27 protein-coding genes are annotated in these 21,091 nt (G+C 67.6%); 26 read left to right on the forward strand and 1 reads right to left on the reverse strand.

Going from position 1 to position 21,091, the window contains the following annotated elements:
- Positions 1 to 120: 120 nt before the first annotated feature.
- From ACE3Q6_RS11075 to ACE3Q6_RS11090, 4 genes are read left to right on the forward strand one after another with little or no spacing between them, the layout of a single operon-like run.
- Positions 121 to 1,071: an ABC transporter permease gene (locus tag ACE3Q6_RS11075; RefSeq protein ID WP_374432297.1), complete on the forward strand. Its 951-nt coding sequence runs from the start codon at positions 121 to 123 to the stop codon at positions 1,069 to 1,071.
- Complete coding sequence (locus ACE3Q6_RS11080; protein ID WP_374432298.1) at positions 1,068 to 2,042, forward strand: ABC transporter permease; 975 nt, start codon at positions 1,068 to 1,070, stop codon at positions 2,040 to 2,042. Before ACE3Q6_RS11075 ends, ACE3Q6_RS11080 begins: the two co-directional genes overlap by 4 nt.
- Before the next feature lie 13 nt (positions 2,043 to 2,055).
- Positions 2,056 to 3,132, forward strand: coding sequence for a Gfo/Idh/MocA family protein (locus tag ACE3Q6_RS11085; protein ID WP_374432299.1), 1,077 nt, complete (start codon positions 2,056 to 2,058; stop codon positions 3,130 to 3,132).
- On the forward strand, positions 3,129 to 4,238 hold the full coding sequence (locus ACE3Q6_RS11090) for a Gfo/Idh/MocA family protein (protein WP_374432300.1): 1,110 nt from the start codon (positions 3,129 to 3,131) through the stop codon (positions 4,236 to 4,238). The genes ACE3Q6_RS11085 and ACE3Q6_RS11090 overlap by 4 nt, the downstream gene beginning before the upstream one ends.
- Here ACE3Q6_RS11090 and ACE3Q6_RS11095 read toward each other — a convergent pair.
- Positions 4,235 to 5,086 (reverse strand): sugar phosphate isomerase/epimerase family protein, encoded by an 852-nt coding sequence (locus ACE3Q6_RS11095; RefSeq protein ID WP_374432301.1) that lies wholly within the window; start codon positions 5,084 to 5,086, stop codon positions 4,235 to 4,237. The two genes, ACE3Q6_RS11090 and ACE3Q6_RS11095, sit on opposite strands and share 4 nt — an antisense overlap.
- Positions 5,087 to 5,240: 154 nt before the next feature.
- On the opposite strand from ACE3Q6_RS11095, the gene ACE3Q6_RS11100 reads away from it, so the two are divergent.
- The 22 genes from ACE3Q6_RS11100 to ACE3Q6_RS11205 all read left to right on the forward strand — a co-directional run bounded on the left by ACE3Q6_RS11100 (position 5,241) and on the right by ACE3Q6_RS11205 (position 21,081).
- Positions 5,241 to 5,720, forward strand: a complete 480-nt coding sequence (locus ACE3Q6_RS11100; RefSeq protein ID WP_374432302.1) for a DUF411 domain-containing protein — start codon at positions 5,241 to 5,243, stop codon at positions 5,718 to 5,720.
- Between the two features lie 54 nt (positions 5,721 to 5,774).
- The gene (locus ACE3Q6_RS11105; protein WP_374432303.1) at positions 5,775 to 6,473 is read left to right on the forward strand and encodes an SDR family oxidoreductase; all 699 of its coding nucleotides are present in this window, start codon (positions 5,775 to 5,777) and stop codon (positions 6,471 to 6,473) included.
- A gap of 54 nt (positions 6,474 to 6,527) precedes the next feature.
- A complete protein-coding gene (fabD, locus tag ACE3Q6_RS11110; protein ID WP_374432304.1) occupies positions 6,528 to 7,457 on the forward strand; it encodes an ACP S-malonyltransferase in 930 nt (309 codons plus the stop codon).
- A gap of 11 nt (positions 7,458 to 7,468) precedes the next feature.
- Entirely contained in the window at positions 7,469 to 8,206 is a 738-nt protein-coding gene (gene fabG / locus ACE3Q6_RS11115) for a 3-oxoacyl-[acyl-carrier-protein] reductase (RefSeq protein ID WP_374432305.1), read from the forward strand.
- Between the two features lie 135 nt (positions 8,207 to 8,341).
- On the forward strand, positions 8,342 to 8,575 hold the full coding sequence (locus ACE3Q6_RS11120; RefSeq protein ID WP_128515501.1) for an acyl carrier protein: 234 nt from the start codon (positions 8,342 to 8,344) through the stop codon (positions 8,573 to 8,575).
- Between the two features lie 220 nt (positions 8,576 to 8,795).
- Positions 8,796 to 9,743 (forward strand): arginase family protein, encoded by a 948-nt coding sequence (locus tag ACE3Q6_RS11125; protein ID WP_374432306.1) that lies wholly within the window; start codon positions 8,796 to 8,798, stop codon positions 9,741 to 9,743.
- A 1-nt stretch (position 9,744) separates the two neighbouring features.
- Positions 9,745 to 10,362, forward strand: coding sequence for a nucleotidyltransferase family protein (locus ACE3Q6_RS11130; RefSeq protein WP_374432307.1), 618 nt, complete (start codon positions 9,745 to 9,747; stop codon positions 10,360 to 10,362).
- A gap of 160 nt (positions 10,363 to 10,522) precedes the next feature.
- The gene (fabF, locus tag ACE3Q6_RS11135) at positions 10,523 to 11,782 is read left to right on the forward strand and encodes a beta-ketoacyl-ACP synthase II (RefSeq protein ID WP_374432308.1); all 1,260 of its coding nucleotides are present in this window, start codon (positions 10,523 to 10,525) and stop codon (positions 11,780 to 11,782) included.
- 3 nt (positions 11,783 to 11,785) lie between these two features.
- Complete coding sequence (gene mltG, locus ACE3Q6_RS11140; RefSeq protein ID WP_374432309.1) at positions 11,786 to 12,964, forward strand: endolytic transglycosylase MltG; 1,179 nt, start codon at positions 11,786 to 11,788, stop codon at positions 12,962 to 12,964.
- A 192-nt stretch (positions 12,965 to 13,156) separates the two neighbouring features.
- Positions 13,157 to 13,486 carry a hypothetical protein gene (locus ACE3Q6_RS11145; RefSeq protein ID WP_374432310.1) on the forward strand — a complete coding sequence of 110 codons (330 nt, stop codon included), beginning with the start codon at positions 13,157 to 13,159 and terminating at the stop codon, positions 13,484 to 13,486.
- On the forward strand, positions 13,434 to 14,774 hold the full coding sequence (locus ACE3Q6_RS11150) for a DNA-packaging protein (RefSeq protein WP_374432427.1): 1,341 nt from the start codon (positions 13,434 to 13,436) through the stop codon (positions 14,772 to 14,774). The genes ACE3Q6_RS11145 and ACE3Q6_RS11150 overlap by 53 nt, the downstream gene beginning before the upstream one ends.
- A 90-nt stretch (positions 14,775 to 14,864) precedes the next feature.
- The gene (locus ACE3Q6_RS11155; RefSeq protein WP_374432311.1) at positions 14,865 to 16,040 is read left to right on the forward strand and encodes a phage portal protein; all 1,176 of its coding nucleotides are present in this window, start codon (positions 14,865 to 14,867) and stop codon (positions 16,038 to 16,040) included.
- Positions 16,037 to 16,282, forward strand: coding sequence for a hypothetical protein (locus ACE3Q6_RS11160; RefSeq protein WP_374432312.1), 246 nt, complete (start codon positions 16,037 to 16,039; stop codon positions 16,280 to 16,282). Before ACE3Q6_RS11155 ends, ACE3Q6_RS11160 begins: the two co-directional genes overlap by 4 nt.
- 4 nt (positions 16,283 to 16,286) lie before the next feature.
- Positions 16,287 to 16,838 carry an HK97 family phage prohead protease gene (locus tag ACE3Q6_RS11165; RefSeq protein WP_374432313.1) on the forward strand — a complete coding sequence of 184 codons (552 nt, stop codon included), beginning with the start codon at positions 16,287 to 16,289 and terminating at the stop codon, positions 16,836 to 16,838.
- A gap of 33 nt (positions 16,839 to 16,871) precedes the next feature.
- Positions 16,872 to 18,068 carry a phage major capsid protein gene (locus ACE3Q6_RS11170; protein WP_374432314.1) on the forward strand — a complete coding sequence of 399 codons (1,197 nt, stop codon included), beginning with the start codon at positions 16,872 to 16,874 and terminating at the stop codon, positions 18,066 to 18,068.
- Positions 18,069 to 18,146: 78 nt separating this feature from the next.
- The gene (locus ACE3Q6_RS11175; RefSeq protein WP_374432315.1) at positions 18,147 to 18,743 is read left to right on the forward strand and encodes a hypothetical protein; all 597 of its coding nucleotides are present in this window, start codon (positions 18,147 to 18,149) and stop codon (positions 18,741 to 18,743) included.
- Entirely contained in the window at positions 18,740 to 19,078 is a 339-nt protein-coding gene (locus tag ACE3Q6_RS11180; RefSeq protein ID WP_374432316.1) for a head-tail adaptor protein, read from the forward strand. Before ACE3Q6_RS11175 ends, ACE3Q6_RS11180 begins: the two co-directional genes overlap by 4 nt.
- Positions 19,075 to 19,470, forward strand: coding sequence for a DUF3168 domain-containing protein (locus ACE3Q6_RS11185; protein WP_374432317.1), 396 nt, complete (start codon positions 19,075 to 19,077; stop codon positions 19,468 to 19,470). Before ACE3Q6_RS11180 ends, ACE3Q6_RS11185 begins: the two co-directional genes overlap by 4 nt.
- Before the next feature lie 32 nt (positions 19,471 to 19,502).
- Positions 19,503 to 19,916, forward strand: coding sequence for a phage major tail protein, TP901-1 family (locus ACE3Q6_RS11190; protein ID WP_374432318.1), 414 nt, complete (start codon positions 19,503 to 19,505; stop codon positions 19,914 to 19,916).
- A gap of 1 nt (position 19,917) precedes the next feature.
- Positions 19,918 to 20,238, forward strand: coding sequence for a gene transfer agent family protein (locus ACE3Q6_RS11195; RefSeq protein WP_374432319.1), 321 nt, complete (start codon positions 19,918 to 19,920; stop codon positions 20,236 to 20,238).
- Positions 20,235 to 20,474 (forward strand): rcc01693 family protein, encoded by a 240-nt coding sequence (locus ACE3Q6_RS11200; RefSeq protein WP_374432320.1) that lies wholly within the window; start codon positions 20,235 to 20,237, stop codon positions 20,472 to 20,474. The genes ACE3Q6_RS11195 and ACE3Q6_RS11200 overlap by 4 nt, the downstream gene beginning before the upstream one ends.
- Positions 20,431 to 21,081, forward strand: a complete 651-nt coding sequence (locus ACE3Q6_RS11205; RefSeq protein ID WP_374432321.1) for a phage tail tape measure protein — start codon at positions 20,431 to 20,433, stop codon at positions 21,079 to 21,081. Before ACE3Q6_RS11200 ends, ACE3Q6_RS11205 begins: the two co-directional genes overlap by 44 nt.
- The last annotated feature ends 10 nt before the right edge of the window (positions 21,082 to 21,091 follow it).

The raw sequence follows: 21,091 nt of genomic DNA on the forward strand, positions 1-21,091 counted from the left end.
ATCCCCGCCGGAGGCATACCCGAGCCGCTTTGCGTCCTTCACGCAAAACGGCGAGACAAAAGGCTCGCGCCGCAAGGCGCTCAATTTGACAAGCGCCCGAACCCGCGCGAAGGCCGCAGAATGAAGCGCTGGATCGAAGCCAACTCCTGGACCCTGGGACTCGCCGTCCTCCTCGCGGCGCTCCTCCTCATCACCAAGCTGATCCAGCCCGACTTCGGCGCTTCAGGCCTCGACAGCCTTGCCCGTGCCGCGCTGCCCTTCGCGCTTGCCACCGTCGGCATGGCCATCGTTGTCATCGCCGGCGGCATCGACCTTTCCATCGCCGCGATGATGGCCGTCGCCAGCGTGACCGGGGCCGTCCTGATGGACGGGGCCACTGACGCGCAGTCCGTCCCCATCGTGATTGGAGTCCTTCTCCTTGGCCTCCTCATGGGAGCGATCAACGGCACCCTGATCGTCGTGACCCGCGTCCCCGACATCGTCGTCACCCTCGCCATGCTCTTCGTCTGGCAGGGCGTGGCCCTCCTCATCCTCAACGCCCCCGGCGGAGCCGTCGCGCCCTGGCTCCGCAATCTCATCACCGGCAGCTTCGGCCCCGACTGGCTCCCGCGCGCCATCGTCTTCCTCGCCGTCGTGACCGCCGTGATCTGGCTCCCGATCCGCCGCTCCAAGCTTGGCCTCCGGCTCTACGCCATCGGCTCTGACCCACTGGCCGCCTTCCGCTCCGGCGTTCCCGTCGGCCAGACCCGCATCATCGCCTACGCGCTCTGCGGCCTCTTCGCGGCCCTCGGCGGCCTCAGCGTCAGCATGGGCACTGGCATCGGCGAGCCGATCCCTGGGCCCTACCTCCTTGCCTCCGTGGCCGCCGTCGTGCTGGGAGGCGTCGTCCTTGGCGGCGGCAGGGGAGGCCTTCTTGGTCCCATCCTCGCCGTCCTGATCCTGCGTACGGTGCGGCTGGACCTGACGCTTCTGTCGGTGGACCCCAACGTCGCGGCGATCATCGAGGGCACGATCATGGTCGCCGTCGTCATGTTCGGCGCGGTTCTGGCAACGCGGGCGAGGCGCACATGACGATGACCGACACCCCCACCGCGATGAACCGCCTTGGCCGCCTGATGGTGGACCGGCCCCTCTTGCCGCTGATCGGCCTCCTGATCCTCCTCATCGCCGTGCTCGCGATCCTGAACCCCGGGGTCCTGAGCCTCTTCTGGGCCTCGAACACGCTGAAGATCGCGATCCCCCTGGCCATGCTCGCCGCCTGCCAGACGCTGACCATGCTCACCGGCGGTATCGACCTTAGTGTCGGCACTGCCGCCACTATCGCCGCCTATCTGACCGCCACGCTTGCGCCGCTGATCGGGGTCCCCCCGGCCATCGCCATCGCCATCGCCTCGGCCCTGGTCATTGGCCTTGTGAACGGCTTCGGCATCGCCATCTGCCGCGTCCACCCCCTCATCATGACGCTCGGCACCGCGCTCATCGCCACGGGCTGCCTCCTCGTCTACCAGCGCTACGTCATCGCGACCGGGGTCCTGATCCCCGACGCCCTCCTCTGGCTTGGCACCGGCCGCACCTGGGGCCTGCCGAACAGCCTGGTCCTCTTCATTCCCTTCGCCATCCTCGTCATCTGGGCGCAAAGCCGCACCGGCTTTGGCCGCCTCCTCTACGCCATCGGTGCAAACGAGGCCGCCGCGCGCCTGTCGGGCGTCCGCGTCTGGCAGGTCCACTTCACGCTCTACACGATCTCAAGCCTGATCGCGGGCGTGACGGGCCTCCTCTACCTCGGCCAGATCAAGACCGCCTCGCTGTCGCTGGCACTCCCTCTCGACCTCCCCTCTGTCGCCGCGGCCGTCATCGGCGGCACCTCGATCTTCGGCGGGCGCGGTGGTTATGGCGGCACCATCGTCGGGGCGCTGATCCTGACCGTGCTGACTTCGATGCTTACCCTGATGCAGATCCCCGAGGGCGGGCGGCGCATCCTCTTCGGGCTCATCATCCTCGCCGTCACAGCACTCTTCATCCGCCTGACCGAACGCAGCTGAAAAGGCTTTACACATGGCAAAGTTCCGCATCGTCGGCATCAGCTTCGACCACATGCACATGGGCGACTTGCTGCGCTGCGTGCATGACCACCCCGACGCCGAGATCGCCGGCATCTTCGACCCCGACCGCAGCACGATGCAGCGCGCCATCGACACCTTCGGCATCCCGGAGGACAGGGTCTTCACCGACTTCGACGCCTGCATGACCACGGCCAAACCCGACCTCGCCATCCTCTGCGCCGCCACGGCAAACCACGCGGACTACACCAAGCGCCTCGCCGCCTACGGCGTCCATGTCTTCGTCGAGAAACCCTTCGCCGCCTCCGTCGCCGACGCCCGCGCGATGATCGAGGCGGTGCAGCCCACCGGGAAATACCTCGCCATCAACTGGCCGCTCCGCTGGGTGGAAAGCCATGTCACGGCCAAACGGCTGGTGGACGAAGGCCTGATCGGCGAGGTGATCGAGATCCACTCCTATGGCGGCAACCGCGGGCCGCTCTATCACCTGGCCGACAAGATCGAGGTCAGCCGGGAAGAGGTGGAGCGCCAGAAGCCCACCTCCTGGTGGTACAAGCGCGCCAGCGGCGGGGGGAGCCTCCTCGACTACCTCGGCTACGGCGCGACGCTGGGCACCTGGTATCGGAACGGCGAGGCTCCGCTGGAGGTCACCTGCGTCACCGACGAGACGCCGGGGATCGAGGTCGACCAGCACTCCGTCACCATCTGCCGCTATGCCAAGGGCTTGTCCAAGATGGAGACCCGCTGGGGCACTTTCACCGACCCATGGGTGATCCAGCCGCAGCCGAAATGCGGGTTTATCCTGGTGGGAACCGAGGGCACCATCGCAAGCTGGGACTATGCCGACCACGTCACGGTCCAGACCCGCGCCAATCCCGAGCCGCACCCGATCCCCTGCGACCCGTTGCCGAAGGGTGAACGGAACGCCATCGAATACGTCCTCGGCTGCATCGCACGGGAGGAACCCCTGACCGGCCCCCTGGACCCCGCCGTCAGCCTGATCGGCCAGCGCATCGTCGACACCGCTGCTGACTCCGCCCGCCAGAAGCGCACGCTCCCGCTCGTCCCATGAGGGAACCTGACGCCGACAGCTATGCCCTGAAGTCCACGGCTCCGGACGAGGTCGCGGCACCGGACCTGCCTTACCTGCCGCCCATGCCGCGGGCCTACCGGCCGAGAATCGGGGTGATCGGGGCAGGGGGCATCGTCTCGGCCCATCTCGACGCCTATCGCACCGCCGGGTGGGAAGTCGCCGCGATCTGCAACCGCACGCGGTCAAAGGCGGAAGCAAAAGCCGCCGAGTTCGCCCCAAATGCCCGCGTCACCGACCGCTGGGAAGAGGTGCTCGCCGACCCCAGTATCGACGTGGTGGACATCACTCCCCACCCCGCCGACCGCCTGCCCATCATCGAGGCGGCGCTGAAGGCCCGGAAACACGTCCTGTCGCAAAAGCCCTTCGTCCTCGATCTGACCGAGGGTCGCCGCCTTGTCACCCTCGCCCGCGACAAGGGCGTGAAGCTCGCGGTCAACCAGAACGGTCGCTGGGCCCCCCACCTGGCCTGGATGCGCGAAGCTGTCCGCGCCGGGCTGGTGGGCGAGGTCATCTCCACCCACGCGTCGATCCACTGGAACCACGGCTGGGTCTCCGGGACGCCGTTCGAGAAGATCGAGGATCTGATCCTTTACGACTTCGGTATCCACTGGTTCGACTTCCTGCGCAGCGTCATCGGCCCCCGCGCCGTCTCGGTCTTTGCCTCATCTGCCACGGCAAGCGGCCAGACCGCCAAGGCACCGCTTCTGGCGCAGGTGCTGGTTCGGATGGAGGGCGGGCAGGCCTCGCTGATCTTCGATGGTGCGACGCCGTTCGGGCCAAGGGATACCACCTACATCGCGGGTACGCGGGGCAGCCTGCAAAGCGACGGGCCGGATCTTGGGCAGCAGTCGGTGACGCTGACCACGGCCGCAGGGGTCGCCCGGCCCAGGTTGCAGGGCACGTGGTTCAACGACGGGTTTCGCGGCGCGATGGGGGCGCTCTTGGTGGCCATCGAGGACGGGACGGAGCCGGCGAACGGGGCCGAGGAGAACCTGGACAGCCTGGCGCTGGCCTTTGCCGCAATCGCCTCACGCCGCACCGGGCAAGAGGTTCGCGTGGGAGAAGCCGCGCGCCTGACCCTTTAGGACCAGAGCCGATACTGTCGCGCCTTGTTGCGCAGGAAGGGCAGGCCGCGCTCCAGCACCACGTCTCTGCTTTCCGCCACCGGGCGCCAGACCGACAGGCCGAAGGACACTTCGGGCGGCATGTCGATGAAGCTTTCCATCGCCATCCCGCCCGAGAAGCCCACCGCCTGCAGGGCTCCGAAGACCTCGTCCCAGCGCACGTTGCCTTCCCCCGGAGTGCCCCGGTCGCTTTCCGACAGGTGGATGTAGCGCAGGTGCGGGCCGGCATCGAGGATGCCAAGTGCCATGCCGCGTTCCTCGATGTTCATGTGGTAGGTGTCGAGGTGGATGAAGACGTTGTCCGCGCCCACCTTCTCGATCATCTCCACGGCCTGCCAGCCGGTGTTGAGGATGTGGTTCTCGTAGCGGTTCACCGGCTCGATCCCGAAGGCGATGCCCCTTTTTCGGGCGTGGGCTGCGGCGGCACCGAGCACGCGGGCCACGTTGTCGCGCTCGGGTTCTGTCGGCGGAAAGCCGGTGCGCTCGCCGATCCCGCCATAGGTGACGCCGGTCAGCGCCTGGGCGCCGATCGCGGCGCACTGGTCCAGCGCATGGGTCAGGAAGGCGATGGCGGCCTCGGGGTCCGAGGAGGCGCGCTTGCCCTCGGGCAGGCCGAGAGAGCAGACGGCGGCCATCCCCTCGCGATCGAGGAGGCGGCGGGAATGGTCGGTGTCGACCTTGTCGGGCGAGAGAAGCGCGATCTCGATGAAGTCGAAGCCAAGCGCCTTGCAGGCGGTGACGGCCCGTTCCGCCCCGGGACGGTCCCAAGCCATCGTCCACATCGAGGTATGGACGCCAAATCCCTTCATCTTGCGCACCCCTGCAACCGCCACGGCAAGGGCAGATTGTGACAGGGACGCCTGTCTGACAAGCGGCTTGACCCGTCCCCTGCGCCGATTTCGCCCATGTCGCCGGCGCGGCGGCTGTGGCATTCTCTTCCGGCAACTTCCGGAAGGATGCCTCATGTCCCATTCCCGTCTTTCCCGCCGCGACCTGCTGCTCTCTGGCGCGACCCTTGCCGGTCTTGCGGCGGTGCCGGCCCTGGCCGCCAGCGAGGCGGTGCCGGTGCATGTCCGCAAGGACCCCGACTGCAGCTGCTGCACTGCCTGGATCGACATCCTGCAGGCCGATGGCTTCGACGTCACGGTCGAGATGGTCCCGCCCGCCGAACTTGCCGCCTTCAAGGCGTCCCGCGGCATCCCCGCAGCGATGGTTTCCTGCCACACCGCCGAGGCGGGAGGCTACCTGATCGAGGGCCACGTGCCGATGGCCGACCTCCGCCGCCTGTTGGCCGAAAAGCCCGATGCGCTGGGCCTTTCCGTCCCCGGAATGCCCTGGGGCTCGCCGGGAATGGGCCCGGAAGCCGAGCGCGAGGCTTATGACGTCCACCTCATCGCCCGCGACGGCAGCACCACGGTCTTCACCAGCTACCCCGCCGCCTGAGCCTTTCCGCTCGTCCGCCCAGGTGCTAAGCCAAGGCGAAACGGGAGGATTGCGATGGACAAGGTGGCTCTGATCACGGCGGGCGGCTCGGGCATGGGCGCGGCGGCGGCGCGGCGGCTGGCGGCGGATGGCTACCGGGTGGGGATCCTGTCCTCCTCGGGCAAGGGCGAGGCGCTGGCGGGCGAGCTGGACGGTGTGGGCGTCACCGGGTCCAACCAGAACGCCGACGACGTGGCGCGGGTGGTGGAGGCGGTTGTCGCGAAATGGGGGCGGATCGACGTGCTGGTCAACAGCGCGGGCCACGGGCCGCGGAAGCAGATCCTGGAACTGACCGACGCCGACTGGCAGGGCGGGATGGACGTCTACTTCCTGTCCGCCGTCCGCCCGATCCGGCTGGTGACGCCCCTCATGCAGGCGCAGAAGTCCGGGTCGATCATCAACATCTCGACCGCCTGGGCCTTCGAGCCTTCGGCCATGTTCCCGACCTCGGCCGTCGCGCGGGCAGGCCTTGCGGCCTTCACCAAGATCTACGCCGACACCTATGCCCCCGACGGCATCCGCATCAACAACATCCTGCCGGGCTGGATCGACAGCCTGCCGGCGACCGAGGAACGCCGCCAGTCCGTGCCGATGGGCCGCTACGGCAAGTCCGAAGAGATCGCCGCCACGGTGGCCTTCCTCGCCTCGGACGGGGCGGCCTACATCACCGGGCAGAACCTGCGCGTCGACGGCGGGATCACCCGCAGCGTCTGAGCGTTGCATGAGGCGCGCCCTCGGGGTATCCCCGGGAAAACAGGTGGGGGTAACATGAGCCGCGCATTCGTCTTTCCAGGGCAGGGTGCCCAGACCATCGGCATGGGCAAGGCGCTCGCCGAGGCCTATCCGGCCGCCAAGGCCGTCTTCGAAGAAGTGGACGCCGCGCTGGGCGAAAAGCTCTCCTCCCTGATCTGGGAGGGCGACATCGCCGAACTGACGCTGACCCAGAACGCGCAACCGGCCCTCATGGCCACCTCCATCGCCGCGCTGCGCGCGCTGGAAAGCGAGGGCCTTGGTCTCGACCAGGCGAGCTTCGTGGCCGGGCATTCCCTGGGCGAATATTCCGCCCTTTGCGCGGCCGGGGCGCTTACCCTCTCCGACACCGCCCGGCTCCTGAGGATCCGCGGCCGTGCGATGCAGGAAGCCGTCCCCGTGGGCGAGGGCGCGATGGCCGCCCTTCTGGGCCTGGACTTCGAGACGGCCACCGCCGTCGCGCTTGAAGCCGCCCAGGGCGAGGTCTGCCAGGCAGCGAACGACAACGACCCCGCGCAGGTCGTCGTCTCTGGCCACAAGGGCGCCGTCGAAAGGGCGGTGGAGATCGCCAAGGCCAAAGGTGCGAAACGCGCGCTGCTTCTGCCCGTCTCCGCCCCCTTCCACTGCGCCCTCATGCAGCCCGCCGCGCATGTCATGGCCGAGGCGCTGGCCGCCGTCCCGATCGCGAAACCCGCCGTCCCCGTCGTGGTCAACGTCCGCGCCGAGGCGGTGATGGAGCCCGACCGGATCATGGACCTGTTGATCGCTCAGATCACCGGCTCGGTCCGCTGGCGCGAAAGCGTCCTCTGGATGGAAACCGCGGGCGTGACCGAATTCTGGGAGATCGGCGCGGGCAAGGCGCTGTCCGGCATGATCAAGCGCATCGCCAAGGATGCCACTACCCGCGCCATCGGCACGCCCGAAGACATCGCCGCCCTCAAGGCGTGAAGGAGACACATATGTTCGATCTGACCGGCAAATCCGCCCTTGTCACGGGCGCCAGCGGCGGCATCGGCGCCGATATTGCTCGCGCGCTGCACAAAGCCGGGGCCAATGTGGGTCTTTCGGGAACCCGGGTGGAACCGCTTGAGGCTTTGGCCAAGGAGTTGGGCGACCGCGCCCATGTGCTCCCGTGCAACCTGTCGAACCCCGAGGACGTGGAAAGCCTGGTGAAGCGGGCGACCGAGGCGATGGGGGCGGTGGACATCCTGGTCAACAACGCCGGGATCACCAAGGACGGCCTCGTCATGCGGATGTCGGACGAGGACTGGCAGTCGGTCATCGACGTGAACCTGACGGCGACTTTCCGCCTGTGCCGCGCTGCGATCCGGGGGATGATGAAGGCCCGCTGGGGGCGGATCGTCAACATCTCGTCCGTCGTGGGAACCACGGGGAACGCGGGCCAGGTGAACTATGCGGCGTCCAAGGCCGGGATGGTGGGCCTGTCGAAGTCGCTGGCCGCCGAGGTCGCAAGCCGTGGGATCACGGTGAATTGCGTCGCCCCGGGCTTCATCGAGACGGCGATGACCGGCAAGCTCAACGAACAGCAGCGCGCCGCGATCCTGGGCGTGGTGCCTGCGGGCCGCATGGGCCAGCCGCAGGAGATCGCCGCCGCGGTCCTCTACCTCGCCTCGCCGGAAGCCGCCTATGTCACCGGCGCGACGCTGCATGTGAACGGCGGGATGGACATGGTTTGACCGGGCGGAGCGCAAGTCAGGTTAAAGCGTTTGCCATGTAGCGCGACCCTTGCTATAGGCGCGCAGGATTGAGGCCCTGTAGACGGGCGGAACGAAAAGGCCGGGATTCGACCGGCCCAAGATAGAGGAACGGACATGAGCGACATCGCTGATCGCGTGAAGAAGATCGTCGTCGAGCATCTGGGCGTCGAAGCCGACAAGGTGACGGAATCGGCCTCGTTCATCGACGACCTGGGTGCGGACTCGCTCGACACGGTCGAGCTGGTCATGGCCTTCGAGGAAGAGTTCGGGATCGAGATCCCGGATGACGCCGCCGAGACCATCCAGACCTTCGGCGATGCGGTGAAGTTCATCTCGGAAGCCGCCTAAGGCATTCGGTCCTTCGCAGGACAGCGGGGCACCCTTCGGGGTGCCTTTTGCTTTTGCGGGTGGCGGGGGGGCGCAAATCTTTTCGAAAAGATTTGCAAAATCCTTCGAAGGATTTTGGCCCGGCCGCGCCGTCTCGGCGAAGGTGCGCCGCAGCGCCTGTTATCGGCCTTGCCAGCCTATCGGCCCAGCCGCAGACTGAGGGTCGCAACAGGAGGCCCGCATGACCGGCAACTCGGCTCTTGGCACCATGTTCGGCGCGTCCGGCGTGGAGACCTTCATGGGTATCCCACGGACCCGGGACCTGTCGCGGCTGTCGGCGAAGATGGCGTTGATCGGGGCGGACGGGTGCACACCGTACACAAGCGTGGGTTTCTACTGCGCGGGCGGTCCGGCGGCGATCCGGGCGGCGGGGGCGGTCTATGCGGCGAACCTGCACCACATGAACTTCGACTTGGGCGGGCCGGTCTTTCCGGGCGGCGTCTCGGCGGTGGACGCAGGCGACCTGCCGCAGGACCTGAATGACCCGGCGGGCAACCGGGCGCGCATCTTCGGGGCGGTGAGCCAGGTGCTGGACCGGGGCGGGGTGCCGATGCTGATCGGCGGCGATGACAGCCTGCCGATCCCGATGCTGGAGGCATACGGGGCGCGGGGGAAGGGCTACACGATCCTGCAGATCGACGCGCATATCGACTGGCGCGATGAGGTGCAGGGCGAACGGCTGGGCCTGTCCTCGACCATGCGGCGGGCCTCCGAGATGGACCACGTGGATGCAATCATCCAGGTCGGCCAGCGCGGCATCGGCAGCGCCCGGCTGCAGGACGTGGCGGATGCCGAGGCCTGGGGCGTGGGCTTCGTCCCGGCGGGCGAGGTGGCGCGTTTCGGGATCACGCGCGCGTTGGACATGATTGCCGAGGGCGCCGAGGTGATCGTGTGCCTCGACCTCGATGCGCTGGACCCCTCGTTGATGCCGGCGGTGATCGGCCGGACGGCGGGGGGACTTGGCTACTGGCAGGTGCTGGAGCTGATCGCGGGCGTGGCGGAAAAGGCGCGGATCGTGGGCTTCGACATGGTGGAGTTCATGCCCGAGCGGGACATTGACGGGCAGGGGGCCGCCGTCGCGGCGCAGCTTCTGGCGGCCGTCATGGGCATCGTGGCGCGGCAGGGGTGATGTGACCGCTGCAACGCCGAATGAGCTTGTCGGGATTGTCCTGGCCAACCCTGCCATCCGTGCGATCTGGGACAACTGGGGCAGTCTTCATTTGCGGGACTGCTGGCTTGTCGCGGGCTGCCTTGCCCAGACCGTCTGGAATCATCGATTTGGATTGCCAGCGCAGAATGGAATTTCGGACATAGACCTGGTCTACTTCGATCCGGACGATCTTTCGGCGGCATCCGAGCAAGACCATGCCAGCCGCCTGCACCGCCAGTTTCCAGGTCTTGGAGCGTGGCTGGACGTCAAGAACGAGGCGCGGGTGCATCTGTGGTACGAGGCGAAGTTCGGCTTCGCGATCCCGCCGTACCGGTCGGTTGCGGATGCGATTGACACCTTTCCCACGACCGCCACGACAATCGGTCTGCGCCCCGGATCCGGCCGGGGTCTGGAGGATCTGCTTGCGGGGGTGGTGCGACCCAACAAGCGGCTGATCACCCGCGACATCTATGAGGCCAAGGTTGCCCGGTGGGTGGGTCTGTGGCCCCGGCTGAAGGTGGTCGCCTGGGACGCGGCATTAGACCCGGCGGCTGCGGGAGGGCAGGCGGTGCGGCTGCTGCCGTGGAGACAGGGTTAAGACCGCATGAATCCTGCCCTTTAAGTGCCTGATTTTCCTGACGGCCGGCTGCTTGTCCTGCGTGGACATGCCTTGCCCCCGCCGATCCCCGTGCCCCAAGGTTGCGCGCCCTTGGGGGGCCGTGTATCACCCTGAAAAGCCTGGGTCCTGGAGGAAGAGCATGCGTCGCGTCGTCGTCACCGGTCTTGGAATGGTCACCCCCCTGGCCTCTGGGGTGGAAGAGACCTGGAGCCGCCTGATCGCCGGTCAATCGGGCGCGGGGACGATCACCAAGTTCGACACCTCGAACGTCGTGACCCAGTACGCCTGCGAGATCCCGATGGGCGACGGCTCGGATGGGACCTTCAACCCAGACGACTGGATGGAGCCGAAAGAGCAGCGGAAGGTCGACGACTTCATCATCTACGGGATGGCTGCCGCCGTGCAGGCCGTGAAGGACGCCGGGTGGGAGAACCCCTCGGAAGAAGAGAAGCTGCGGACCGGGGTGATGATCGGCTCGGGCATCGGCGGGCTGAACTCCATCGCCGAGACGGCGGTGCTGATCAAGGAGAAGGGGCCGAAGCGGGTCTCTCCCTTCTTCATCCCTGGCGCGCTGATCAATCTTGTCTCGGGGCAGGTTTCCATCCGGTTCGGCTTCAAGGGGCCGAACCATGCGGTGGTGACGGCCTGCTCGACCGGCGCCCATGCCATCGGGGATGCTGCGCGGCTGATCCAGTGGGGCGATGCCGACGTGATGGTCGCAGGCGGGGCGGAGAGTCCGATCAGCGAGATCGGGATCGCCGGGTTCAACGCCTGCAAGGCCCTGTCGACGAAGCGGGCGGACGAGCCGCAAAAGGCATCCCGCCCCTATGACGCCGACCGCGACGGGTTCGTGATGGGCGAGGGCGCGGGGATCGTCGTTCTGGAAGAATATGAACACGCCAAGGCCCGCGGCGCGAAGATCTATTGCGAGGTGCTGGGCTACGGGCTGTCGGGTGACGCCTACCACATCACCGCGCCGTCCGAGGACGGGGATGGCGGGTTCCGGTCGATGTCGGCGGCGCTGAAGCGGGCGGGTCTGCAGGCGTCGGACATCGATTACATCAACGCGCACGGGACCTCGACGATGGCGGACACCATCGAGCTTGGGGCGGTGGAGCGGCTGCTGGGGGATCATGCGGCGAAGGCCACCATGTCCTCGACCAAGTCGTCGATCGGCCACCTTCTGGGGGCCGCGGGCGCGGTGGAGGCGATCTTCTGCGTGCTGGCGATCCGGGATCAGGTCGCTCCGCCGACGATCAACCTGGACAACCCGGCGGTGACGCCGAAGCTCGACCTCGCGCCCAACAAGGCGGTGAAGCGCAAGATCGACGTGGCGCTGTCGAACAGCTTCGGCTTCGGGGGGACCAACGCCTCGCTGATCCTTGGCAAGGTGCGCTAGGGGATGTGGCGGTCTGTCGCCTCGAACGCTCTGACACTGTTCATCGTGATCCTGGTCGCGATGGCGGGGCTTGTGGCCTGGGGGCGGAACGCCTTCGTGCAGCCCGGGCCGCTGGCGGAAGCCATCTGCCTGGAAGTCGAGCGGGGGGCGAGCCTTTCCGCGGTGAGCCGGAACCTTGAGGAACGGGGCGCGATCACGGATGCGCGTATCTTCCGCATCGGGGCCGAGTATTCGGACCGGGCGGACGATCTGAAGTTCGGCAGTTACATGGTCCCTGCGAATGCCAGCATGGCCCAGGTGCTGGAGGCGATCACCGCCTCGGGCCGGTCGACCTGCGGGCGCGACCTGAACTTCCGTATCGGGGTGACGAAGGCCGACGTCGTGCTGAGCGAGCTCGACCTGGCCAGCAACAGCTATACCGAGGTGTCGCGGTTCGATGCGGGAGTGGACCCGCTTCCGCCGGAATATCTGGAAGTGTCGGACGACCCCTCTCTGGTACTGCGGATTACCGTGGCCGAGGGCGTCACGAGTTGGCAGGTGGTCGATGCGCTGAAGAAGGCGGACTTCCTGCAAGGCGCGCTGGAGACGGTGCCGCCCGAGGGCTCGCTGGCGCCGGGTGGCTACGAGGTCGAGCGCGGGACCGAGCGCGGGGCGATCATCGCCGAGATGACCGAGCGGCAGGCGGCGGTGCTGGCGGAGGCCTGGGCGAACCGGGCCGAGGGGCTGCCCTATGACACGCCGGAAGAGGCGCTGATCATGGCCTCGATCATCGAGAAGGAAACCGCCATCGCGGAGGAGCGCGGGCGGGTGGCGAGCGTTTTCGTGAACCGGATGAACCAGGGGATGCGACTGCAGACGGACCCGACGGTGATCTACGGCATCACCAAGGGCGAGGGCGTGCTGGGCCGTGGCCTGCGGCAGAGCGAGCTGCGCCGCGAGACGCCCTATAACACCTACGTGATCGACGGCTTGCCGCCCACCCCCATCGCGAACCCGGGGGCAGAGGCGATCCGCGCTGCGGTCAACCCGGACACGACGGACTACCTGTTCTTCGTCGCCGATGGCACCGGCGGCCATGCCTTTGCCGAGACCCTGGACGAGCACAACGAGAACGTCGCCCGCTGGCGGCAGATCGAGGCAGAGCAGGGTGCGGCGCAGGAAGGTGGCGTCCAGGGCGAGTGAAGGTTAACGGCTGGTTACCGGTGCGACCGGTCAACCCTTTGATTCGATTTTGTTTTGGCTTGACTCGCCGCGCGGTCTGATGTAGACATCGTGGCATGCTAGAAGAAGTGTCGAAGCGGCCCGGGGTGCCTCCCCGCAGGCCGCTTTTTCATTTCTCTCGTGCGGGGGCAGCATGAGGGGTGACGGGACCACATGACAGTGAGGTTCACGGGGGACGGGGCCGAACCAGAAAGCGTCCTGGGGGTCACGGAGAGGCTCTACGAGGAAGCGGTCATCGAGCTTGAGCGGACGATGAATGCGCTGAAGGCCGGGGAATTCAGCGAGGTCAAGGCCGCTCAGGCAGCGATCCGCGACCTTCGCGAGACGGCGCAGCATGTGCTGCGGGAAAGGGGAAAAGTTGACCAACTCCGCAAGCAGATCGCCGGCCACGTCGGAGCCGGCGGGGCACTCGACCTTGAAAGTGCCCGAGCTGAAATCGGGCGCCGCCTGGCTTGCCTCCGCAACGCCGGAGGAGGTGGATGAGTTTCTGGGCGGGCTGAGCCAGAATGCGTTGCTGGCGCTGCCCTGGGTGTTCGATTTCTGGGCGCTGCCGCACCAGTTGCCGCCGAGGGGGGCCTGGAAGACCTGGGTCATCATGGGCGGGCGCGGCGCGGGCAAGACTCGCGCCGGGTCGGAATGGGTGCGCGCCCAGGTCGAGGGCGCAGGGCCGGCGGATCCGGGCAAGTGCAAGCGGGTGGCGCTGGTCGGCGAGACGGTGGACCAGGTGCGCGACGTGATGGTGCTGGGGGAGAGCGGGATCATCGCCTGCTCGCCGCCGGACCGGAAGCCGGAGTGGTTTGCGTCGAAAAACCAGCTTTTGTGGCCGAACGGGGCAATGGCTCAGGTCTTCTCGGCACATGAGCCCGAGGCGATGCGGGGACCGCAGTTCGATGCGGCCTGGGCGGATGAGCTGGGCAAGTGGAAGAAGGGTGGGGAGGCCTGGGATCAGCTGCAGTTCGCGCTGCGGCTGGGGAAGAACCCGCAGGCGGTGGTGACGACAACCCCGCGCAACGTGGGGGTCTTGAAGGCGATCCTGAAGAACCCGTCCAGCGTCATTACTCATGCGCCGACCGAGGCGAACCGGGCCTATCTGGCGGAAAGCTTCCTGGCCGAGGTGCAGGCGCGCTATGGCGGGACCAAGTTCGGCCGGCAGGAGCTTGAGGGCGTGCTGATCGAGGAGGCGGATGGGGCCTTGTGGACTCACCAGATGCTGGAAGCGGCGCGGGTGGACGAGGTGCCGGTGGTCAATCGGGTGGTGGTGGCAGTGGACCCTCCGGTCACGTCGATGAAGTCGAGTGACGAGTGCGGGATCATCGTCGTGGGCGCCGATACACGCGGGGAGCCGAAGGATTGGCGCGCGGTGGTGCTGGAAGATGCCAGCGTCAAGGGGGCCACGCCCGAGGGCTGGGCGCGGGCGGCGCTGGCGGCGATGGAGCGGCACGGGGCGGACCGGCTGGTGGCCGAGGTGAACCAGGGCGGTGACTTGGTCGAGCGGCTGGTCAGGATGATCGACCCGCTGGTGCCTTATCGCGGTGTCCATGCGACCCGGTCCAAGATGCTGCGGGCCGAGCCGGTGGCGGCCTTGTACGAGCAGGGGCGGGTCAAGCATCTGCGGGGCCTGGGTGCGCTGGAAGAGCAGATGGGCAAGATGACGGCGGTGGGCTGGCAGGGGGCGGGCTCGCCCGACCGGCTGGATGCGCTGGTCTGGGCACTGACCGACCTGATGCTGGCCCCGTTGCATGGCGGCCGACCCAGCGTTCGGTCGCTTTAGGGGATCTAGGGAATTCGCGGGTCATATGGCCGGGCGCATCAGGCAGCCCGGGTCAGTCGGGCACGTCCCGGGGGCATGAAGGAGCACGAGATGTTCGATTTTCTGCGGAAGGCGCCGGTCGAGGCGGTTCCGGAACGCAAGGCAAGCGCCGTGGGTCGGGTGATCACCTGGGGCAATGCGGGCCGCGTGGCCTGGAGCCCTCGGGATACCGCAAGCCTGACCCGGACGGGGTTCCAGGGTAACCCGGTCGGCTTCCGCGTGGTGCGGCTGATCGCCGAGGCGGCGGCGGCGCTGCCGCTGGTCTGCCAGACGACGGAGCAGCGGTTCGACACGCATCCGGTGATGGACCTGATCTCGCGTCCCAACGGGGCGCAGGGGCGGGCGGAGTTCCTGGAGGCGGTCTATGGCTATCTGCTTCTGGCCGGGAACGCCTATGTCGAGGCGGTGCCCGGTATCTCGGCGATGCCGGGCGAGCTGCACGTTCTGCGGTCGGATCGGATGAACCTGGTGCCGGGCGCGGATGGCTGGCCGGTGGCTTATGACTACACGGTCAGCGGGCGGACGCATCGGTATGATGTGACGGGGGAGATGAGCCCTATCTGCCACCTGAAGACCTTCCACCCGCAGGATGATCACTATGGGTTCTCGCCGATGCAGGCAGCGGCGGTCGCGGTGGACGTGCATAACTCGGCGTCCTCTTGGTCGAAGGCCCTTCTGGACAACGCGGCGCGGCCTTCAGGGGCGATTGTCTACAAGGGCGCCGATGGGGCGGCTTCGTTGAGCTCGGACCAGTATGAGCGGCTGGTGAGCGAGATGGAGGCGCATCATCAGGGCGCGCGGAATGCCGGGCGGCCGATGCTGCTGGAGGGCGGGCTCGACTGGAAACCGATGGGGTTCTCGCCCAGCGACATGGAGTTCCAGAAGACCAAGGAAGCCGCGGCGCGGGAGATCGCGATTGCCTTCGGCGTGCCGCCGATGCTGCTGGGGATCCCGGGGGATGCGACCTATTCGAATTACCAGGAGGCGAACCGGGCCTTCTACCGGCTGACGGTGCTGCCCCTGGCGACGAAGGTCATGGCGGACCTGGCGCACTGGCTGTCGCGGTTCGCGGGCGAGGCGGTGGAGCTGAAGCCTGACCTCGACCAGGTGCCGGCGCTGGCGGCAGAGCGGGACCAGCTTTGGGCGCGGGTCGGGGCCTCGGACTTCCTGACGGTGGCGGAGAAGCGGATGCTGCTGGGTCTGCCGAAACTGTCGGAGGAAGAATGACGGCGCGGCGGGCCGAGGGCGGCTCGCGCTTCGTCTACGAGAGCTTCGATGCGGCCGCGGCGCGGATCGAGGCGAACGAACGCGTCGCCGAAGAGCGCTGGGCGGGGCTGGAATACCGGCTGGGGCTGATCGAGGCCACGCTGGAGCGGCTGGAGAAGAGGATCTGGGTCGGCGTCTACGGTGTGGCGGCGTTCCTGTTGGCGCAGATGGCCGAGACGGTCATCCAGGCAGCGATGAGGTGAGGCGATGACGGAATACGGAGCACCGGAGCGGAAGTTCCAGCAGGCCGAGGCGGGGCTGGTGGTTTCGGAGGGCCATGTGGTCGAGGGCTACGCCTCGCTGTTCGGCAAGACCGACCAGGGCGGCGACATCGTGCAGAAGGGCGCCTATGCGGCCAGCCTGAAGCGGCTTTCCGCGCGGGGCGGCCGGGTCAAGATGCTGTGGCAGCACGATCCGGGCCAGCCCATCGGCGTCTGGGACGAGGTGCGCGAGGATGCCACGGGCCTGTGGGTCAAGGGGCGCATCCTGACCGAGGTGGAGAAGGGCCGCGAGGTGGCGGCGCTGGTCCAGGCGGGGGCGATCGACGGGTTGTCCATCGGTTATCGCACGGTCAAGGCGGAACGTGACGGCAAGGGCAAGCGGCTCTTGTCGGAGCTGGAGCTTTGGGAGGTGTCGCTGGTGACCTTCCCGATGCTTCCCGAGGCGCGGGTCGCGGCCAAGGCGGATGCCCTGGACGACGACTGGCGCGACATGGCGGCGGTCTTCGAGGACGCGCGCCGCAGTCTGGCCGGGCGATAGCGCGGCGTCCCAACTGAAGAGAAGGATGACGAGATGACCGAGACGAAGGCTCGGGCCGGGGAAGGTCTGTCCCCCGCCCAGACTCCGGCTGCCGAGGCGAAGGCGGCCATGACCGGGTTCCTGACGGAGTTCAACCGCTTTCAGGACGAAGTGAAATCCACGCTGAAACATCAGGAAGAGCGACTGACCATGCTGAACGCAAAGACGATGTCCTATGGCCGCCCGGCGCTTTCGGCCCGTGCGGAGGTCGAGGCCCCGCATCAGAAGGCGTTCAACGCCTATCTGCGGACCGGCGACGATGACGGCCTGCGTGGCCTGACCCTGGAAGGCAAGGCGATGTCGACCGCCGTGGCCGCCGACGGTGGCTATCTGGTAGACCCGCAGACGGCGGAGCGCATCCAGTCGCTCCTCCTGTCGACCTCGTCGCTGCGGTCCATCGCCAACGTCGTGCAGGTCGAGGCGAGCTCGTTCGACGTGATCGTCGACCGGTCCGAGGTCGGCTCGGGCTGGGCCACCGAGACGGCAGCCACCACCGAGACCGCGACCCCGATCATCGAGCGCATCTCGATCAAGCTGCACGAGCTGGCGGCGATGCCCAAGGCCTCGCAGCGCCTGCTGGATGACAGCGCCTTCGACGTGGAAGGCTGGCTGGCCGAGAAGATCGCCACCCGCTTCATCCGCGCCGAGGCTGCCGCCTTCATCAACGGTGACGGCGTGGACAAGCCCAAGGGCATCCTTTTGCCGACCAAGGTGGCCAACGCCTCCTGGACCTGGGGCAACATCGGCTATGTGCCCACCGGCGCTGCGGCGGACTTCGCCACCACCAACCCGGCTGACTGCATCGTCAACCTGGTCTATGCGCTGGGCGCGGACTACCGGGCCAACGCGACCTTCGTGATGAACTCGAAGACCGTGGGCGCGGTGCGCAAGATGAAGGACGCGGACGGCCGCTTCCTGTGGTCGGACGGCCTGGCGGCGGGTGAGCCCTCGCGGCTGATGGGCTATCCGGTGCTGGTGTCGGAAGACATGCCCGACATCGCGGCCAACGCCTTTGCCATCGCCTTCGGTGATTTCCGCGCCGCCTACACCATCGCGGAACGCCCGGACCTGCGGATCCTGCGCGACCCGTTCTCGGCCAAGCCGAACGTCCTGTTCTACGCGAACAAGCGCGTCGGCGGCGACATCACCGACTTCGCGGCGATCAAGCTGCTTCGCGTCGCGGTGTCGTGAGCCTTTGGCCCGGTCCCCAAGGGGGGCCGGGCCGCATTTGCCCAATGCAACGACCCGGCCGCTGGCGGAGATCTGACCATGATGTTGACCGAAGAAACCCCGGTGCCGTCGGCGGCGCTTCCGGTGGAAGAGATGAAGGACCATCTGCGGATGGGCTCGGGCTTTGCCGACGACGGGCTGCAGGACGGGCTGATCGAGACCTACCTTCGCGCGGCCCTGGCGGCCATCGAGGGGCGGATCGGCAAGATGCTGTTCCAGCGCCGGTTCCTGTGGGTGCTGGAGTGCTGGCGCGAGGACGAGCAGGCCCTGCCGGTATCGCCGGTGTCCCAAGTGGTGAGCCTGACGCTGGTCGATGCGGCGGGGGGAGAAGTCGTCGTGGCTCCGGCCACCTATCGGCTGGTGAAGGACCTGCACCGGCCCCGGCTGGCAGGGAAGGGGACTGCGCTGCCGACGATCCCGAGCGAGGGACTGGCGAAGGTGGTGTTCGACGCCGGTTTCGGCCCGGCCTGGACCGATATCCCCGTGGACCTGCGGCAATCCGTGCTGCTGCTGGCGGGCGAATACTATGAGCACCGGCATGACGATGGCGCGCAGGCGGCTGGGTTACCGTTCGGGGTCGTGACCCTGATCGAGCGCTGGCGGACGGTCCGAATCCTGGGCGGGGGCAAGAAATGAACGCCCCTCACCTGAACCGGGCGCTGGTGCTGGAGGGCGTCGTGCGGACGCCGGATGGCGCGGGCGGCTTCACCTCGGCCTGGACGACGTTGGGGACGCTTTGGGCGGAGGTGCTGCCGGGGTCCGGCAGTGACACGCTGGGTGAGGAACGGATGCTGTCGGCTGTGCCCTACCGGATCACGGTGCGGGGAACGCCCGTCGGCTCTCCCTCCCGTCCGAAGGCCGGGCAGCGGTTCCGCGAGGGGACGCGACTGTTCTGGATCCAGGCGGTCACTGAGCGCGACCAGTTCGGCCGCTACCTGACCTGTTTCGCCCGCGAGGAGGTGCCGAAATGAGCTACAGTGCAGCACCCGCCCTGCAGACGGCGGTCTTTCAGCGACTGTCGACCTGGCCTGCCCTGACCGGCGTGGCGATCTATGACGCCGTTCCCCCGAACGTGACCGGCACGTTTGTCCTGATAGGTCCCGAGGAGGCGCGCGACCAGTCCGACAAGTCGGGCGCGGGGGCCGAGCATCAGATGGTGATCAGCGTCATCACCGATGCGACGGGCTTCCTGTCGATCAAGACCATCGCCGCCGACATCTCGGACGCACTGATCGGCGCGCCACTCAGCTTAAGCCGCGGAGCTCTGGTGAACCTCTTCTTTCTGCGGGCCAGCGCCCGGCGGATCGAAGAGGGCGAGACGCGGCGGATCGACCTGACCTTCCGGGCGCGGGTTCAACTCTGAGGCCCCCTGAAACCATCTAACGGAGAGCGAACATGGCTGTGCAAAGCGGCAAGGATCTGCTGATCAAGATCGACCAGACGGGGGACGGCCAGTTCGTCACCATCGCGGGGCTGCGCGCCACGCGGATCAGCTTCAACACGGAATCGGTGGACGTCACCAGCCTGGAAAGCCAGGGCGGCTGGCGCGAGCTTCTGGCGGGGGCGGGTGTGAAGTCGGCCTCGATCTCGGGCTCGGGCGTGTTTCGGGACGAGAATACCGACGAGCGCGCGCGACAGGTGTTCTTCAACGGCGAGATCCCCGATTTCCAGGTGGTGATCCCGAGCTTCGGCGTGATCGAAGGCCCGTTCCAGATCACCTCGATCGAATATTCCGGCAGCCACAACGACGAGGCGACCTACGAGATGGCCATGGCCTCGGCGGGCGCCCTGACCTTCACGGCGCTTTGACATGGCGAACCCCTGGGCAGGCGAAGTCGCGATCATCCTGGATGGCCAGCGCCACGTGGCGAAGCTGACCTTGGGAGCGTTGGCCGAGCTGGAAGAGGCGCTGGAGGCGGGTTCGCTTTTGGACCTGGTGCAACGCTTCGAGGAGCGGCGCTTTTCCACTCGCGACGTCCTCGCGCTGATCGTGGCGGGGCTGCGGGGTGGCGGATGGCAAGGCACGGCCGCGGATCTACTGCGGGTCGAGATCGGCGGCGGGCCGGTCGAGGCGGCGCGGGCGGCCGCCGAGCTTCTGGCGCGAGCCTTCGCCCTGCCGGAGGAGAAATGAGCGGGATCGACTGGCGCGGGCTGCTGCAGGCGGGCCTGCACGGGCTGGGCCTTGAACCTGCGGTCTTCTGGCGTCTGACGCCGGTGGAGTTGCGGATCATGCTGGGGCGGGAGGGATTGGTCCCGCCCCTGACACGCGCGCGGCTGGCGGAACTGGCTGCGGCATTCCCGGATGTGAGGAAGGACGAGCGCGATGGCGGATATCGGGACGATGCAGGAGCAGCTCCAGGCGCTTGAGGCGCAGCTGGGCTCTTCGGTGTCGATGGTGGCGAGCTTTGACGGCGAGCTGGCGCGGATGCGGGAGACGATGATCTTTACCGGCCGCGAGGTGAACACGCTGTCCAACGGGATCAGCGGGGGCCTGCGCAAGGCTTTCGACGGACTGATCTTCGACGGGATGAAGCTGAACGACGCGCTGAAGACGGTCGCGAATACCATCGTCGATTCCGTCTACTCGATCGCCATCAAGCCGGTGACCGGGGCGCTGGGCGGGTTGCTGGCACAGGGGGTGGCCGGCGTCATGGGGGCCGGGATGCCCTTCGCCAACGGTGGCGCCTTCAGCCAGGGCCGGGTGATGCCCTTTGCCAAGGGCGGCGTTGTGTCGTCGCCCACCGGTTTCCCGATGCGGGGCGGGATGGGCTTGATGGGCGAGGCAGGCCCGGAAGCGATCATGCCTCTGACCCGGGGTCCGGACGGCAGGCTGGGGGTTCAGGCCGCCGGGGGCAGGGCGGTGAACGTGGTGATGAATATCACCACGCCGGACGTTCAGGGCTTCCAGCGCAGCCAGAGCCAGGTTGCCGCCCAGGTGAGCCGCGCACTTTCGCGCGGGCAACGCAATCGCTGAGGACCGACAG

Origin of the sequence: Tabrizicola sp. (genome assembly GCF_041913445.1) — a bacterium.
Classification (GTDB): Bacteria; Pseudomonadota; Alphaproteobacteria; order Rhodobacterales; family Rhodobacteraceae; genus Tabrizicola.